This window comes from Macrococcus equipercicus (assembly GCF_004359525.2).
In the GTDB taxonomy this organism is placed as follows: Bacteria; Bacillota; Bacilli; order Staphylococcales; family Staphylococcaceae; genus Macrococcus; species Macrococcus equipercicus.
Window position 1 is genome coordinate 345,137 of sequence record NZ_SCWC02000002.1, and the last position, 16,150, is coordinate 361,286.

15 protein-coding genes are annotated in these 16,150 nt (G+C 46.0%); 9 read left to right on the forward strand and 6 right to left on the reverse strand.

The genetic code is table 11. The features are described 5' to 3' along the window. Window positions 1–96: 96 nt before the first annotated feature. The 7 genes from ERX35_RS04395 (at window position 97) to brnQ (ending at window position 9,454) form a co-directional block, all read left to right on the forward strand. Window positions 97–2,865 (forward strand): 2-oxoglutarate dehydrogenase E1 component, encoded by a 2,769-nt coding sequence (locus ERX35_RS04395; RefSeq protein ID WP_149458701.1) that lies wholly within the window; start codon window positions 97–99, stop codon window positions 2,863–2,865. A gap of 13 nt (window positions 2,866–2,878) precedes the next feature. After that, the gene (odhB, locus tag ERX35_RS04400) at window positions 2,879–4,093 is read left to right on the forward strand and encodes a 2-oxoglutarate dehydrogenase complex dihydrolipoyllysine-residue succinyltransferase (RefSeq protein ID WP_149458702.1); all 1,215 of its coding nucleotides are present in this window, start codon (window positions 2,879–2,881) and stop codon (window positions 4,091–4,093) included. A 158-nt stretch (window positions 4,094–4,251) separates the two neighbouring features. Further along, window positions 4,252–5,115 carry a VOC family protein gene (locus tag ERX35_RS04405; protein ID WP_149458703.1) on the forward strand — a complete coding sequence of 288 codons (864 nt, stop codon included), beginning with the start codon at window positions 4,252–4,254 and terminating at the stop codon, window positions 5,113–5,115. Between the two features lie 53 nt (window positions 5,116–5,168). Next, window positions 5,169–5,372 (forward strand): DUF6501 family protein, encoded by a 204-nt coding sequence (locus tag ERX35_RS04410; RefSeq protein WP_149458704.1) that lies wholly within the window; start codon window positions 5,169–5,171, stop codon window positions 5,370–5,372. A 36-nt stretch (window positions 5,373–5,408) separates the two neighbouring features. Next, window positions 5,409–6,191, forward strand: a complete 783-nt coding sequence (locus tag ERX35_RS04415) for an ATP-binding protein (protein WP_149458705.1) — start codon at window positions 5,409–5,411, stop codon at window positions 6,189–6,191. Continuing rightward, complete coding sequence (locus tag ERX35_RS04420; RefSeq protein ID WP_149458706.1) at window positions 6,191–8,023, forward strand: vWA domain-containing protein; 1,833 nt, start codon at window positions 6,191–6,193, stop codon at window positions 8,021–8,023. Before ERX35_RS04415 ends, ERX35_RS04420 begins: the two co-directional genes overlap by 1 nt. 99 nt (window positions 8,024–8,122) lie before the next feature. Next, on the forward strand, window positions 8,123–9,454 hold the full coding sequence (brnQ, locus tag ERX35_RS04425; RefSeq protein WP_149458707.1) for a branched-chain amino acid transport system II carrier protein: 1,332 nt from the start codon (window positions 8,123–8,125) through the stop codon (window positions 9,452–9,454). Between the two features lie 15 nt (window positions 9,455–9,469). Here the strand turns inward: brnQ and ERX35_RS04430 are convergent, their stop codons facing one another. From ERX35_RS04430 to ERX35_RS04440, 3 genes are read right to left on the reverse strand one after another with little or no spacing between them, the layout of a single operon-like run. After that, window positions 9,470–10,633 carry a toxic anion resistance protein gene (locus ERX35_RS04430; RefSeq protein WP_149458708.1) on the reverse strand — a complete coding sequence of 388 codons (1,164 nt, stop codon included), beginning with the start codon at window positions 10,631–10,633 and terminating at the stop codon, window positions 9,470–9,472. Beyond that, window positions 10,633–11,316 carry a 5-bromo-4-chloroindolyl phosphate hydrolysis family protein gene (locus ERX35_RS04435; RefSeq protein WP_149458709.1) on the reverse strand — a complete coding sequence of 228 codons (684 nt, stop codon included), beginning with the start codon at window positions 11,314–11,316 and terminating at the stop codon, window positions 10,633–10,635. The genes ERX35_RS04430 and ERX35_RS04435 overlap by 1 nt, the downstream gene beginning before the upstream one ends. 34 nt (window positions 11,317–11,350) lie before the next feature. Continuing rightward, window positions 11,351–11,617 carry an acylphosphatase gene (locus tag ERX35_RS04440; protein ID WP_149458710.1) on the reverse strand — a complete coding sequence of 89 codons (267 nt, stop codon included), beginning with the start codon at window positions 11,615–11,617 and terminating at the stop codon, window positions 11,351–11,353. Between the two features lie 135 nt (window positions 11,618–11,752). Between ERX35_RS04440 and ERX35_RS04445 the strand changes: the two genes are divergently transcribed. After that, complete coding sequence (locus ERX35_RS04445; RefSeq protein ID WP_149458711.1) at window positions 11,753–12,070, forward strand: DUF1033 family protein; 318 nt, start codon at window positions 11,753–11,755, stop codon at window positions 12,068–12,070. Window positions 12,071–12,222: 152 nt separating this feature from the next. Further along, on the forward strand, window positions 12,223–12,423 hold the full coding sequence (gene cspA / locus ERX35_RS04450) for a cold shock protein CspA (RefSeq protein WP_016912585.1): 201 nt from the start codon (window positions 12,223–12,225) through the stop codon (window positions 12,421–12,423). Window positions 12,424–12,658: 235 nt separating this feature from the next. Here cspA and lysA read toward each other — a convergent pair whose 3' ends face one another. The 3 genes from lysA to ERX35_RS04465 are packed head-to-tail and all read right to left on the reverse strand — an operon-like array spanning window position 12,659 to window position 16,133. Next, window positions 12,659–13,924, reverse strand: coding sequence for a diaminopimelate decarboxylase (gene lysA / locus ERX35_RS04455; RefSeq protein WP_149458712.1), 1,266 nt, complete (start codon window positions 13,922–13,924; stop codon window positions 12,659–12,661). After that, window positions 13,921–14,988, reverse strand: a complete 1,068-nt coding sequence (locus ERX35_RS04460) for an alanine racemase (RefSeq protein ID WP_149458713.1) — start codon at window positions 14,986–14,988, stop codon at window positions 13,921–13,923. The genes lysA and ERX35_RS04460 overlap by 4 nt, the downstream gene beginning before the upstream one ends. Beyond that, on the reverse strand, window positions 14,985–16,133 hold the full coding sequence (locus tag ERX35_RS04465) for a M20 metallopeptidase family protein (RefSeq protein ID WP_425463249.1): 1,149 nt from the start codon (window positions 16,131–16,133) through the stop codon (window positions 14,985–14,987). Before ERX35_RS04465 ends, ERX35_RS04460 begins: the two co-directional genes overlap by 4 nt. Between the last annotated feature and the right edge of the window lie 17 nt (window positions 16,134–16,150).

Consider the following 16,150-nt stretch of genomic DNA (forward strand, 5'->3'; position numbering starts at 1 on the left):
TCATAAAATGATATTACAGCCTTTAAAATCAATATTTAGAGTGCTAAAATAGGTTATGGAAACGTTTTATATTAATTTTCGGAGGGTGGAACTACAATGAAAGGGAAAAACCTCGAAGAAGCGCCTGCACGGTTCGGCGCGAATTTAGGTTATCTTTTAGAGATGTTTGATCTGTATCAACAGAATCCTTCATCTGTAACAGGGGAACTACAGGAATTATTTTCGACGATTTCAACAGGCCGGAGCACCGGCTCTGTCAGCGGCATCGATTCCGAGAAAGTCAAATCAGTGATGAGATTAACTGATAATATCAGACAGTATGGGCATTTAACAGCTGATATTTATCCATTGTATAAACCTAGACGTGAAAATCTGCCAAAATTAACTATAGAAGATTTTGACTTGACTAAAGAAGACCTTGAAAAGCTTCCGGCCAAACTTGTCTCTGCACATTTTGAAGGACATGCTGCCAATGCCTATGAAGCAGTCACTCAGCTGGCAGAGATTTATCAAGGGACAATCGCTTATGAAGTAAGCCATATCAACAACACGGAAGAACGCGACTGGCTGAAAAAGACAATCGAGTCGAACAGCAGAAAATCCTATAGCAGAGAAGAGAAAATCACTCTGCTGACAAGTCTTGCTCAAGTTGAAGGATTTGAAAAATACATCCACAAAAATTTTGTCGGCGCTAAGCGCTTTTCCATTGAAGGAGTCGATGCATTAGTACCGATGCTGCAAAAAGTACTGGCGATTGCGAGCGACAGCAGCATTCCGAACATCCAGATCGGTATGGCACACCGCGGCCGTCTGAATGTACTGACTCATGTTCTTGAGAAGCCTTATGAAATGATGCTGTCAGAATTCATGCATACAGACCCGATGAAGTTTCTGCCGGAAGACGGCAGTCTGACGGTGACAAAAGGCTGGACCGGAGATGTGAAGTATCACTTAGGCGGTGTTAAAAAGACAAGCCGCTATGGTTCTGAGCAGTTGATTGCACTGGCCAACAACCCGAGTCACCTGGAAATCGTCGCACCGGTCGTCTTAGGTAAAACACGTGCGGACCAGGAAGTGACTGCGGGTGTGGCACAGCCTGAAGTCGACTTCAATAAAGCGCTGGCCATCCTCATTCATGGTGACGCGGCATTCCCGGGTCAGGGTATTAACTTCGAAAGTATGAATTTAAGCAACCTGAAAGGCTATTCTACAGGCGGCTCTCTTCATATCATCACAAACAATCGTGTCGGCTTTACAACTGAAAGCTACGACTCCCGCTCCACGGTTTATGCGACAGATGTAGCAAAAGGCTATGATATCCCGATCGTCCATGTCAATGCAGATGATGTAGAGGCATGTATCGATTCCGTCATTCTTGCGATGCAGTTCCGCCAGCAGTTCAATAAAGATTTTGTGATTGACTTAGTCGGCTACAGACGTTACGGCCATAACGAGATGGATGAGCCGTCAGTGACTAATCCGATGCTCTACAAAGAAGTGAAAGGCCATCCGAGCATCGAGATTAAATACGGCAAGGAACTCGTTGCTGAAGGAACGATCACTGAAGATGAAATGAATGAGATCTTCCGTCAGGCAGAAGAAGCGATCCGCTCTGCGCATAATGCCATCGATAAGAACGAAAAAGTGCTTGATGCAAAGATGGCGATGCCAGAAGGGGTCAGCGCTGGTCAGGAAACCGTTGAAACAGGTGTCGCTAAAGACAGACTGACAAAACTGAACGACGAGATGCTGACTTATCCGGAAGGCTTTACACTGTTCGGCAAGCTTTCAAAAATACTTGACAGACGCCATGAGCCGTTCACTAAAGACGGATTGATTGACTGGGGCCATGCAGAACTGCTTGCATTCGGCACAATCATTGAAGACGGCCATCCAGTCCGTCTGACGGGTCAGGATTCTGAGCGGGGAACATTTGCCCAGCGCCATGCAGTATTAAGTGATGAGAACACAGGTGCTAAATATACACCGCTTCAGCATATCACTGACAGCCAGGCATCTTTTGATATTCATAACTCACCATTGTCAGAGGCGGCAGTTGTCGGCTTTGAATACGGCTATAACGTGGAGAACAAAGATGCGATGACGGTCTGGGAGGCACAGTACGGCGACTTCTCAAACATGTCACAGATGATGTTTGATAACTTTATTTCCAGCGCGAACGCGAAATGGGGCGAAACGACAGGTCTGACATTGCTCCTGCCGCATGCCTACGAAGGTCAAGGACCAGAGCATTCATCAGCCCGTCTGGAACGTTACTTGCAGCTTGGTGCAGAAAACAACTGGACAGTTGCAAACGTTACAAGCACTGCAAACTACTTCCACTTACTGCGCAGACAGGCACATTACTTGAACACCGATAAGATGAGACCATTAGTCGTCATGACACCGAAGAGCCTGCTGCGCAATAACGTTGTCTCTGACAAAGTAGACGCATTCACAACAGGTTCATTCAGACCGATCATTGTTGATGACTTCAAAAAGACAAAAGTGAAGAAATTACTGATCGCGAGCGGTAAAGTGGCCATTGACCTGTACACTGAGCTGCAGAAATCACCGAACGAGGAGATTCTGCTAGTCAGACTTGAACAGCTGTACCCGCTGCCTGCTGAAGAAATCAAAGCAGTGATCAGTGAGCTTAAAGGCATCAAGGAGATCGGCTTCGTTCAGGAAGAACCTAAAAACCAGGGCTCATGGAATTACATTTATCCGCAGCTGGAAGCACTAGCAGGTAATATCGCTGTCAACTACTACGGCAGAATCGAGCGTTCAAGCCCGTCAGAAGGCGATAATGAAATTCATAAGCTGGTGCAGTCTCAAATTATTCAGAACGCGTTAACTATTTAAGGGGGAAATTACAGTGGCAGAAATCAGAGTTCCAGAATTAGCAGAATCAATTACGGAAGGTACAATCTCAACATGGTTCAAACAAGTGGGCGACCGCGTTGAAAAAGGTGAAAATATCGTTGAGCTTGAAACAGACAAAGTCAACGTTGAAGTGATTTCAGAAGAAGCAGGTGTCATCACTGAACTGAAAGCAGCAGAAGGCGATACCGTAGAAGTAGGTGCAGTCATCGCTGTCGTCGATGAAAGCGGTACGGGTGCAGCACCCGCTCCTCAGGCGGAGGCACCAGCGGCAGCTGACACCGGAAAAACGCCGACTATTGAACAGGCAGTTGAAGAGACAAAAACTGAGCGGATCGTAGCGACCCCTTCAGCTCGTAAATTAGCACGCGAAAAAGGTATCAGCTTAAGCGATATCAACGCTAAAGACCCGCGCGGCTTAATCCGCAGCCATGATGTTGAAAACAGCACGAAGCAGGAAGCGCCGAAAGCGGCTGCACCAGCTGCACCGAAAGAAAATCCTAATAAACCGGTCATCCGTGAGAAAATGTCACGCCGCCGTAAAACAATTGCTAATAAATTACTGGAAGTATCTCAAAATACAGCAATGCTGACGACATTCAACGAAGTGGATATGACTAATGTCATGGAACTTCGTAAACGTAAAAAAGACAAGTTCCAGGAAGATCATAATGGAACACGCCTCGGCTTCATGTCATTCTTTACGAAAGCCGTCGTTGCTGCCCTTAAAAAATATCCTGCGGTTAACGCTGAGATTGACGGCGATGACTTAGTGCTGAAACAGTTCTATGACATCGGAGTTGCCGTCTCCACTGAAGAAGGATTAGTCGTACCGGTTGTCCGTGACTGTGACAAGAAGAACTTTGCAGAAATCGAAGGCAGCATTTACGACCTTGCAGTTAAGGCACGTGACAAAAAGCTCGGACTTGATGATATGATGGGTGGTTCATTCACAATCACCAATGGCGGTGTGTTCGGTTCATTGATGTCGACACCGATCATCAATGGTACTCAGGCTGCAATCCTCGGCATGCACTCAATTGTCACACGTCCCGTCGCTATCGACAAAGAGCGCATGGAAAACCGTCCGATGATGTATATCGCCTTAAGCTATGACCACAGAATCATTGACGGCAAAGAAGCAGTAGGATTCCTGAAAACAGTGAAAGAACTGATTGAAAATCCTGAAGATTTACTGCTTGAAAGCTAAGCTATGATAATGAAGACGCCCCGGCTGCCATGACAGCCGGGGCGTCTTGCGGTTTGACAGCGAAAGATTGACGAGACGACTGAACACCGCTTGTATTCATCGGGCTAAAACTTTAGAATAATAGAGTAAGAGTTCATCTTGTTTAAGGAGAGTAATTTATGAATTTATCTGGTATTCATCATGTGACTGTTGAAACGGCTGATATAGAGCGCTGTCATGATTTTTATCATGGGATACTCGGCATGACGCTTGTGAAGAAGCCAATCAATTTTAACAATACAACGTCTCACCGCCTTTCCTTCGGTGACGCCAAAGGGAGTCCGGGTACACTGCTGAATTTTATCAGTGCTGAGGAACAGGACTACAGAGAGGGGACGAACGGTATTTATGCCTATTCGTTAAGAGTGCCGACGGACAGAAGCCTGTATTACTTCAAACTGCGCTTTGATGAGCACAGCATCAAGTATGACGGTGTGATCCAGTTGAACGGTCGACACGCGCTGCCGTTCTACGACATGGATGACCGCCTCGTCTATTTAGTGTCCGACGAGAACAACATAGGCATTCCATATGGGACGCCTCATATTGATTCACCGGTCGATTCCATCCATCAGATAGTCGGACTCGGTCCCGTGCTGCTGAGAGTCGAGCATACACTGCCGACTGCGTCAGTGTTAAAGCAGCTGCTCGGCATGGACCGCACGACTGAGTATAAGCATCAATCATCAGCACAGCTTGTCCAGGCGTTCAGCATGGCTGAAGGAGGCAACGGCGGTGAAGTACATATATTACAGTCGTCAGGTTTAACAGGACAGAGCGGGGTGCATCATGCAGCATTCAGAGCGGCAGACGAAGACACTCTGAAGCAAGTATTAACCGTACTCGAGTCGGCAAATGTGCCGAATTCAGGCATCGTGGACGACAATTATTTTAAATCTCTTTATTTCAATGACTTAAGTGGTATATTATTTGGTATAGCAACAGATTCGCCTGGAATCGACGGACATGCAGAATCACTGTAAGTGTGCCGTATTACTTGATGATGAGCGGGCAGCAAATGAGAAGGAGGTATAACATGTTACACGAGGAATGGCTGACTAAAGAGCCGATCAAACAAGTGACAGTCGTCCAGACAAACGCCAAGAAATACAAAGTGAGCGATATGCTGACGATCGGTCAGACCTATGATGTTGTCAATGAAACGGAAGAATATTATCATATAAGAGATAACAGCGGCAAAGTCGGCGGCTATTATAAAGAATATTTTGAAGAAATATAAGGGCGGAAGCCCTTTTTATTATTGAAGGAGAAGGCAATGAACTTATATCAGAATGATGATACAACGATTTTAGACGATGCGGTGAATATGCTGCAGCTGCAGAAGAACATCCTCTTAAAAGGACCGACGGGTTCCGGCAAGACGAAACTCGCGGAAACACTGCGGCTCAAGCTGGGCCGTGAGATGAACAGCATCAACTGTTCTGTGGATCTTGACGCTGAGAGCCTGCTCGGGTTTAAGACGATTGAAGTGATAGACGGAGAAACGCAGATTACTTTTGTCGAAGGCCCCGTCATTCAGGCGATGAAAGAAGGACATCTGCTGTATATTGATGAGATTAATATGGCGAAACCTGAGACGCTGCCGATATTGAACGGTGTGCTCGATTTCAGAAGAACCCTCACCAATCCATTCACCGGAGAAGTGGTAACCGCACATGATGACTTCGCTGTCATTGCAGCGATCAATGTCGGCTATGTCGGTACATTACCGATGAATGAAGCGCTGAAAAACAGATTCGTTGTCATTGATATGAACTACATTTCAGGTGATATACTGAAGCAGGTCATCCAGGAGCAGACGAAGCTTGCGGATATCACACTTATCGACCAGCTGATTCAGTTCAATCAAGATTTAGTGGTGATGGCAGAGCAGGGGCAGATCAGTGAAGAAGCAAGCTCCATCCGGGCGCTGCTTGACCTGTGTGACCTGACGACCATCATGCCGGTTGAACGTGCCATCAAGCGTGCCATCGTTGACAAGCTGGAGGATGAACGGGAACAGCAGGCCATTATGAATGCGATGGAACTGACGTTTTAATGGCAGACAAGTTCATACTATTCAACGATGAAAAAATCGACCCGACCCAGCTGATGATGCTGACCGATCTTGCCCAGCTCATCATGGAAGATAATGAAGTGAAAGTAGGCTATCAGAAGTTCGGTTACTTTGACCCGCTTGAGAAAGAGCTGAATGTGAGCTTTAAATGGCGTCATCGCGGGTCAGAGCTGTATGCCTTGAAGAGTGACTGCCTGCTGTATGGTCTGGGATACTCCATGCAGGACCAGGACGCCATCCATGACATGCTGGAGACAGAAGTGCGTCACCGGAAGTTTTTCATGCAGCTATTTGTCATGCTGGAAGAGCAGCGGCTGACGCGTCTTATCGTCAGAGTGAGACCCGCTGCCCGTAAGTTCTTCAAGACGCGGCGGACATTGAAACGTCAGGATAATGCCAGTCAGCTGACTGTGTACCGGACGAAGAAGATGCCGACGGACCTGCTGTTCCTTCAGCTGGAAGAAGCGCTGCTGACCGATAATGTTCTTGATCTTGAGACATCTTATAGCGGCATAGTCGATGCCAGACTGCGCGAGCTGCTGAGCCGGGCATTTGATACTTTGACGACAGCAGATAGCGCGGACATTGCCATCGGAATGATGTATGTCATTGATGACCTGCTGACACGTGATATGCTGAATGACTATTATTATTTACCGGTCAAACTGCTGGAAGATATTAAGCGGTTCAAAGAGATCAAAGCCGTCGAACTAGATGAGAGCGCCGGAGAATCAGGGCACGTTGAAACAGAAGAAGTACTGGCGAATAGTCAGTCCTCAGACAGTGAGTCCGGCAGCTATATGCAGACGGAAATTGCAGAGGGCAGGAACAGCCGCATTGAAGCGGCAGGCGGCAGAGCAGGCAGTGATTCAGACGAAGTGACTGAAATCATGGCAGGCCGAGGGAAAAGCACGGCTCAAAAAGACGGGGATGGTGTCGATATCTCTGAGGAAGTCGGCGAGGAGAACAGCAATGTTATCATTGAATGGCGGACGCCGGTCATCACGCCTGACACGCAGGTGAACTATTCACTGCTTCAAAAGGAAGTGCTGCCGGAAGTACGCAAGCTTACTTCAATCATTCAGAAGACGATTGCACACCGCAGTGAGAACACACGGACCCGTCTTGCGAAAGGGCTGCTCGACAAAAAGCTGACGAACTGGTTCCTTGACGAGCAGAAACGGTTATTCTATAAGAAGGATCAGCAGTCGAAAGAGCTGGATGCGACGTTCACACTGCTCGTCGATGCGTCCTATAGTATGGAGGATAAGATTGAAGAGACAAAAAAAGGAATCGTCCTCTTCCACGAGACATTGAAGAAGCTGCTGATCCGCCACGAAGTGATGGCGTTCAACGAAGATACATTCAGCTCAGACCAGCATGCCCAGCGGAATATATTCGATTATCTGGTCAACTACCAGGAATCATTGTCACCGGCGGGCGGCACCGGAATTGCCTCGATTAAAGCCCAGGATGATAACCGGGATGGCTTGGCGATACGCGTTGCAGGTGAGATGATCAGACGGCGCAGTGAACAGCAGAAGTTCCTCATTGTCTTTTCAGACGGCGAACCGTCTGCGTTCAGCTATGAATCAAACGGTATCATCGATACGCATGAAGCAGTGATGAACCTGCGGCGTCAAGGCGTATTTGTCATCAATATATTTTTGAGCCAGTCACCGATAGACCCGCAGACTGAAGCGACAATCAAAAATATTTATAATGATTACTGTGTCTTTGTAGAAGGCGTCGAGAAGCTGCCGTTCATCATATCGCCCCTGCTAAAAAAATTACTGCTGCAGTCATTGCGGTGATAAAGAATGTTTAAATAAAATTTAAATATTCAGAATTCTGTGGACTTCAGCCCTTTAAAGTGATATAATTTTTTTGACTTTATTTTTAGGAGGAATGTTATGAAAAAAAGTACATGGGTAGTGGGGTTTATGTTATTTGCCATTTTCTTCGGCGCAGGTAACTTAATCTTCCCGCCGAAATTAGGTCATACTAGCGGCGCGTATTTCTGGCCGGCAATTTTAGGTTTTATTGTGACAGGGGTAGGGCTGCCGCTGTTAGGCATCATTGTAGGATCGCTTGACGAAGGGGGCTATAAAGAAGCACTCAGAAAAATCAATCCGGTATTCGGAACTATCTTTCTAGTGGCAATCTATTTGACGATCGGACCGCTGTTTGCGATTCCTCGTACAGGAGCAACTTCTTATGAGATGGCTGTCGTTCCGTTTCTCGGTTCACCTTCTGTCTTATCACTATTCATCTTTACATTGATTTATTTCGCTGTTTCTTTATGGCTGGCAATCAATCCATCAAAAATGGTTGATAGAGTAGGTTCATTTTTGACACCTGTCTTACTAGTATCGATTGTCTTACTTGTGATTAGAGGAATTTATATTTTATTCAACAAGCCAGCGACACCTACTGATACAACAGTTTATTCTTCAGGAGTCGGCAGCTTCTTCAAAGGATTCACTGAAGGGTATTTAACAATGGATGCGATTGCAGCCATCGCTTTCTCAGTGATCGTACTGAATGCCATCAAAGCTAAAGGCATCACGAAAGAAACCGGTTTGTTCAAGCAGACGGTGCTGGCAGGCGTTATCGCAGCAGCAGCACTCGGCTTCATCTATTTGACACTCGGCTGGATCGGTAACCACTACAGCTTGTCTGCAGCGACAGCAGCTAGCATTGAAAAGAACCATCTTGACATGGGAACGTATATTTTAACGCATGTAGCTAACGAAACGTTCGGCGGATTCGGTAAGCTGCTGATCGGCGTCATTGTCACACTTGCATGTCTGACGACTTCTGTCGGACTGATTGTAGCGGTGAGTGAATATTTCTATGAGATTTTCCCTAAAATCTCTTATAAAGTATATGTTATCGTCTTTACATTGTTCAGCTTCCTGCTGGCTAACCAAGGTTTATCAGCAGTGATCTCTAAATCTGTACCGGTATTGCTCGTGCTTTATCCGATTGCTATGACGTTAGTTCTCGTCATGCTTCTTGCAAAGTTTATCCCGACACCGCCGCTCGCACAGCAGCTGGCATTAGGACTCGTCACAATCGTGTCTATACTGTCTGTCATGCACGCATATGGCATGCTGCACTTATCATTCATGGACAGCCTGCCATTAAAAGGCCAGTCACTGGAATGGCTGCTGTTTGCAATTATTGGATACATCGTCGGCTATCTATTAGGCGCACGTCAGGAAAAAATTCAGTACACATAATAAAAACCAATCGAACTAATAGTTCGATTGGCTTTTTTCGTTGCGCAGCTGCAGCAGCTGGTTTTTAAGGTCATTTTCCATCTTGGAAAGCTCTGCTTCAGCGGCACGGCGTCTTGTTGCGCCTTCCTGCTGAATCGATAATGTCTCACGGATTGTTTCCACGATATTGCTCTGCGTGGTCTTCAATGTTTCAATTTCTACGATGCCGCGCTCATTTTCCTGTGCAGTCAGAATCGTATTCGTTTTGAGCATTTCAGAGTTTTTCAGGAGCAGTTCATTCGTGGTGTTAGTGACCTGCTGCTGTGCTTTTGAAGCTTTCTGCTGATGTAACAATGACAGCGCGATGGCCATCTGGTTTTTCCAGAGTGGGATGCTCGTCAGAATAGAGCTCTGAATCTTCTCAGCAAGCGTCTGGTTGACGTCCTGAATCATCCGGATCTGCGGCGCTGACTGCAGAGTGATCTGCCTTGACAGCTTCAAGTCATAGACCCGTTTGTCGAGCCGGTTGATATAGTGGCGCATATCGTTGACTTCCTGGACCATCAGCTGGTCATTTGATGCTGCTGCTTTCTGCTGCAGCAGTGGCAGGTCGGCATTTAGTTCATCGCGCTTTTCTTCTGCGGCCAGAATAAACATATCCAGCGCTTCAAAGTAAGCACGGTTTTCCTCGTACAGCCGGTCCAGTAAAGCGACGTCTTTCATCAGCACATCTTTTGAGTGGGACAGTTCAACCGAAATACGGTCGATTTGTCCGGACACGGATTGATATCTTGACAGCAGTTCGTTAATGCTTGAAGACACTTTCTTGAACAGGCGCTTGAATCTTGATTTTTCCTGCTCATTTAATTCATCAGGATCAATTTCCTTCAGCTTTTTCATCAGATTGTCCAGGTTATCACCGATCGGACCGATGTCCTTACGCTGTACTTCATCCAGTATTTGATGTGAAAACTGGGACAGCTTCATCTGGGCATTCGCACCATACATTAATAAGTTCTCATTGTCGAGCGGCTTAATCTGCGCTTTAATTTTGTTGATCTTTTCCCGTTTCTCAGGAGACAGTTGTGCCGGCTGTGCGGTTATGTCCTGTCTGACGACCGGAATGGGCTGTATTTCAGGCTGCAGGTCAGCAGCAAACGGGTTTGCGGTCAAATCGTCTAGTAGCTCATCTTTTGGCATTAACGTTCAATCCTTTCTTTCTGTTGTGATTTTAATACAGGGACTTCGACCTGCTCTGTATGGTCGAGCGCTGGCAGCTGATTGATTTTAGCGAGGTCCACTTCAACAGACATCTGCTGATAATCCTCAGCGTTTAATGCCCTCAAATCTGCGTGCAGCGTACGCTTTAATTCTTCAAGTGTGATCTTTGCTGCATTCAATTGATTGATCTCCTCATGATTTTTATGCGGCATACGGACAAGATAGACATACTGGTTGATCAAGTTCACCGTGTTATCAAGATGGGAGAAAAAGAAGCTGTCGACTTTGAAAAACTTTTTCGGGTTTTTCTGGACAGTCTTATAGATGGCACGGGCAATACGGTTGATTTCATTAATATTTTTAAAGTCGCTGTAACTGCGGATTTTTGTGTACTGGCTGAGGAGCACTTTGATTTTAGGTTTCGCCTCATTCAAATGCTTTCTCACATATTTATATTCTCGTCTCGATAAACCCACTTCATTCAAATACTGATTGGAAGTGGTCAGTTGAATCGGAATATAGGCACCGAAATAGCTGCCGATCATAAGCAGCCAGTCCAGCCACTGGTCAACGACAAAAAAATTGATGCTGATGAATCCGACGATTAAAGCGACGGGTACAGCAAATATGGCGCCGATAAAATGCGAGACACTATACTTCATACGTCATCATTTCCTTTTTATAATAAAACTGAGGTTAAATCTGCTTAAAACTATCATATTCACGGTAAGGAATCTCAAATATTTCATAAGATCTGACTCTTGAAAATGATGCCGGTCCAGTGATGACTTTCGCAGCGAAAGCTTTCACCTCATCAGATTTCCCTGAAACAAATACTTCGACAAAATCTTCTACATTCTGTACAGTTCCAGTAATATCATATTTCGCAGCAAGCTTGGCAGTCGCATTGCGAAAACCGACACCCTGCACACGTCCATAAACTTTAATATGCTCTGTTATCATGCGTTTCACCTCTCACAAATAATTATATGGATTTTCGCCTGAAATTCCTAATAAATTGCATTATCAGGTGAATTACTTGAAATCTGATTTTTTTGCTTACATAATATAGACTGGATTGGAAAGAAGGGAAGTTACATGTTTCAACTCAAAGTAATAAGAGCAGATTATGAAGGCTGGTGGCTGTTTGAGGACTGGCCGGAAAAAGTAATCATGACTCAGACATTCCAGACAGCAGAAGAACTGGCAGCAGGCTATGAACAGCAGCTTGAAGCCATGCGACAAAAGTTTCCGAACGAAATCATCGGTAAATATAATATTCATGCATTCTACAGAAACTGTGAGCTGGAGTTCTGCGAGGAATGTGATGAAGATCTGCAGATATACTACAGTTTGATCGCACTGGAAGGCGAGCAAGTTTTACAAGGTGGTAAACATTGTAAATGTCTAAATTAACACAAAATTGTGTTGATTATTGATACACCTTATTTTATAATTAAAGCAAGCAATAAGCGTTATTCCATATTACAAAGTGAATAGCCGCGGCCGTTTGTTTTGTAATATGTGAATAATTGCATATTGAATTTTTAGTCTTGGAGGTTTCAAACATGAAACAAGGTACAGTTAAATGGTTTAACGCAGAAAAAGGTTTCGGTTTCATCGAAATCGAAGGAGAAAATGACGTATTCGTACATTTCTCAGCAATCAACCAAGAAGGTTACAAATCTTTAGAAGAAGGTCAAGCAGTGGAATTCGAAGTCGTTGAAGGCGATCGCGGACCACAAGCTGCTAACGTTGTCAAATTATAATCTAAAATTATATAGAAACGTTAATAAGACACCCTAACTTTTATGTTAGGGTGTCTTATTTTCTGCGCTGAATAATCTAAAAATTTTTTCAATTAATAAAAATATAATAATGTTATGTAAACTTATATTATAATTAAAAAATAAAAATACAATAAGAAAAAGGATAGGACTAAAGTGTATTACACTGAAAAATAAAAAAACCTGACGATATTAATCGTCAGGGGAAAACCAATCATTAATGAACCACATCGTTTTGTATGAGCTGCTCAAGTGACTGGCGGCGGATGACTTCTCTGGCACCTGCTGCTGTGACGAAGACAACGGCAGGTTTCAGCATCTGATTATAATTGGAGCTCATGCTGTAGTGGTAGGCTCCGGTCGAGAGTACCGCCAGATAATCGCCTGTCCGTATGCTTGCCGGGAGCTTGATGTCACGGCGTATAATATCTCCTGACTCACATAATTTGCCGGCAACCGTCATAAGCTTATCGTGAGGTTCCTCGCGATTGACAAGTTTCAGTTCATACTGGGCATCGTATAACGCTGTACGAATGTGGTCGCTCATGCCACCGTCAATCGACACATAGTAGTTCACGTCGGGTATATCTTTCACTGTACCGACTTCGTACAGTGTAATGCCTGCTTCGCCGACAATCGAGCGGCCGGGCTCAAGAGAGATTTCCGGCACTGAGTAGTGGTTACGCTCGCAGGCTTTTTTCAGTGCATCTGTAATAGCCTTGATACCGTCTTCGATAGGGTAGCTGACGTCGTCATCAGTATATTTAATGCTGAAGCCGCCGCCGATATTCAGCACACTGATGGCGATGTCATTGTCAGCTAGCCAGTCAATCACTAGATCAATCGTTGCGATGGTGCCAGTCGATTCAAAGATCTGCGAACCGATATGAAAATGCACGCCCATAAAATCAATGTGCGCTGCCTGCTGGATTTTTTTGATGCCTTCAAGTGCCAGTCCTTTTTTGACACTGAGACCGAACTTGCTGTTCTCCTGACCGGTCTGGATGAATTCATGCGTATGGGCTTCTACGCCGGGATTGATTCTGAGCACTGCCTTGACCGTCCGGTCGGCGAGTGCATCAAGACGATCGATTTCATCCAGGCTGTCAATCACAAAGTAGTCAACACCGGATTCAACGGCATATTTAATCTCGCGGTCCGTTTTGTTGTTGCCGTGAAAATGAATGCGGTTTTCAGCGACAGTGGACTGCAGCGCTGTAAACAGCTCGCCTTCACTGACGACGTCAAGTCCCGTATTTTCCTCTGCCATCAAGTTGAAGAGCTGGACAGAAGAAAACGCCTTGGAGGCATAGGATATTGTATAGTTGAGCTCTGATTCCTGTAAGGCACGATGAAAACGTCGGCACTGATTCCGGATCATTGTCTCATCATAGACGAAGAGAGGCGTGCCGGATGTGCGTGCGATGTCGCTGAGACGATGACCATGCAGGGTTAGTTCATTATGAATATATTGTAATGTCATTGAATAATCTCCTTTTGTAATGAATCATGATTAAGGGCGCTCAGCTGCTCTGAATTGGCACCGACGCCTTTAAAAGTGAACGTGTCGATTCTTATGTCATTGCTATAGAGGGTGACATCATCTCCTGCTGTGACAGTATCATCAACTTCCACAAACATATGGCTCATCATCAGTGCACGAATAGGGTGACGCCTGCCGTTGATCATACAGTCGTGCTTGCTGCGTGTTCTGAGAATACCGTCTCCGTAACCGATATCGACAACAGCAAGACGGGTCTTCTGCTCAGTCGTATAAGCGAAGCTGTAGCCAGCTGACTCACCAGCTTCTATCGTGCGTACTTGAATGACATTGGCACTGACTGTCAGTGCCTGCCGTGTGATTGCTTCCGGTAATGAAGCATATGGTCTTGACCCGTACAGAATAATGCCGAGTCGTGCATGACTGTGATCCTGCAGCAGGCCGTCACGGACGAAGCTTGCACTGTTCTGTGCATGGATGTATGTAAAGCGATGATATTTGCTGATCATGGCAAGGCCTGTCAGCCACGCTTCTTTCTCTGTATGATAGTCATCCACATCAAATTCATCTGCATAGCCGAAATGCGTCCAGAGGCCGGTTATCATCATCTGCTCCTCTGCTGGAACATTGTTATTCTCTTCAATCACGTCTATCATATCGTCAAATGTCTTGAACCCTGAACGGTGCAGCAGGTTTTCATATTCCAGATGGACATGGATGCCGGCGAGCTGCTGCTGATACTGACGATAAAACGCAGCGGACGGCAGTGTCATTTGAATGTGATGATCCCGCAGCACTTGAAACTCTGTACTCGGATTCATCAGAAAGATGAGCGCATCCGGTGCCAGTTCACGTATTCTGACAGCTTCCCGGAGCACGGTCGTGCTGAAGGCAGTAATGCCGCATTCCAAAAAGGCAGTGACCGCAAAATCAAGACCGAAGTGATAGGCATCGTTCTTCATCACCGCCATGACCGGCTTGTTCTGGATGACATGTGCCACATTATCTTTGAAGGCTTGAGCATAGAGTGTCCACCGCGCCGTCATGACTGCACCTCGTGCTGTTGAAGAATCGCTTCAAACAGGTCAATGCCTTTCAGCAGTATTGCTTCGTCAAAGTTAAATGTCGCTGTGTGCAGTCCTGTCACAAAACCTTTCGCCTCATTTCTGCAGCCGAGAAAGGCGAACGCAGTCGGTGCAGCACCGCTGTAGAAGGCAAAATCTTCACCGAATAAGTAAGGATCGTCTTTCTCGATCCACGTCAGGTCTGTCGCTCCGGCAGCCTGCTGCATCAGCTGATAGGCTGCTTCATCATTGATCGTCGGTGGATAACCTTCAGCAAACTTCAGTTCAACTGATACACCGGTCAATGTCTCACAAGCTGTACGTATGCGTGCCATCTGCTCCTTGACGACTGCGAGATTCGCCATATCGAACGTGCGGATCGTGCCTTCAAGATAACCGGTTGACGGCACGGTATTGATTGCTTCGCCGGCACTGAACTTTCCGATGTGAACGATATTCTGCCTTAAGCCCGGCAGGTGATAGTGCTGCAGCTGGCTCAACTGATTCAGTATGAATGCCAGTGCTTCGCCGGCGGACTGACCCTGTTCTTTGTTGGCGACGTGGGCGGATGTCCCGCTGATAAAGAAGCGGTATTCTGTCGCACTCGCGGTCAGCGGTCCTGGTTTCGATAAAATCGTGCCTTCCTCATTGTCCGGCATCATGTGCAGACCGTAAATACCTGCCAGCGGTCCGAAGTCATAGGCACTAATCAGCTGATTGGCTCCTGCCATCGTCTCTTCAGAAGGCTGGAAGATGAAGTAGACCGTCGTATTTAAACGGCCGCTGTCTGCCAGCTGTTTAACGCGTCCCGCAAAACCGAGCAGCATCGCTGTATGGCCGTCATGACCACAGGCATGCATCACGTGGTCTACTGTCGATTTATAGTCGCACGTATTCTCCTCAAGAATAGGGAGGGCATCAATATCAGCTCTGAAGCCGACAGCAGTAGAGCCGCTGCCTTCAATCTTTGCGATGACTCCTGTCGGAAGCGGGCACTCATAACTGATGTGCAGGGCGTCAAGCCTGCTTTTAATGAATGCGGTTGTGTTGAACTCTTCCATGCTCAGCTCAGGATGCTGATGGAGATGGCGTCTTGTTTCAGTCAAAAATTGCAGTTCCATTATCATTCTCCTAATAAGAAAGA

Excerpts from the sequence above, each read along its gene's own strand:
- ERX35_RS04395 (WP_149458701.1), top strand. The coding sequence starts at position 97 with ATGAAAGGGAAAAACCTCGAAGAAGCGCCTGCACGGTTCGGCGCGAAT.
- ERX35_RS04415 (WP_149458705.1), top strand. The coding sequence starts at position 5,409 with ATGAACTTATATCAGAATGATGATACAACGATTTTAGACGATGCGGTG.
- ERX35_RS04410 (WP_149458704.1), top strand. The coding sequence starts at position 5,169 with ATGTTACACGAGGAATGGCTGACTAAAGAGCCGATCAAACAAGTGACA.
- cspA (WP_016912585.1), top strand. The coding sequence starts at position 12,223 with ATGAAACAAGGTACAGTTAAATGGTTTAACGCAGAAAAAGGTTTCGGT.
- ERX35_RS04435 (WP_149458709.1), bottom strand. The coding sequence starts at position 11,316 with ATGAAGTATAGTGTCTCGCATTTTATCGGCGCCATATTTGCTGTACCC.
- ERX35_RS04445 (WP_149458711.1), top strand. The coding sequence starts at position 11,753 with ATGTTTCAACTCAAAGTAATAAGAGCAGATTATGAAGGCTGGTGGCTG.
- ERX35_RS04430 (WP_149458708.1), bottom strand. The coding sequence starts at position 10,633 with ATGCCAAAAGATGAGCTACTAGACGATTTGACCGCAAACCCGTTTGCT.
- lysA (WP_149458712.1), bottom strand. The coding sequence starts at position 13,924 with ATGACATTACAATATATTCATAATGAACTAACCCTGCATGGTCATCGT.
- ERX35_RS04460 (WP_149458713.1), bottom strand. The coding sequence starts at position 14,988 with ATGACGGCGCGGTGGACACTCTATGCTCAAGCCTTCAAAGATAATGTG.
- brnQ (WP_149458707.1), top strand. The coding sequence starts at position 8,123 with ATGAAAAAAAGTACATGGGTAGTGGGGTTTATGTTATTTGCCATTTTC.
- ERX35_RS04420 (WP_149458706.1), top strand. The coding sequence starts at position 6,191 with ATGGCAGACAAGTTCATACTATTCAACGATGAAAAAATCGACCCGACC.
- ERX35_RS04465 (WP_425463249.1), bottom strand. The coding sequence starts at position 16,133 with ATGATAATGGAACTGCAATTTTTGACTGAAACAAGACGCCATCTCCAT.
- ERX35_RS04405 (WP_149458703.1), top strand. The coding sequence starts at position 4,252 with ATGAATTTATCTGGTATTCATCATGTGACTGTTGAAACGGCTGATATA.
- ERX35_RS04440 (WP_149458710.1), bottom strand. The coding sequence starts at position 11,617 with ATGATAACAGAGCATATTAAAGTTTATGGACGTGTGCAGGGTGTCGGT.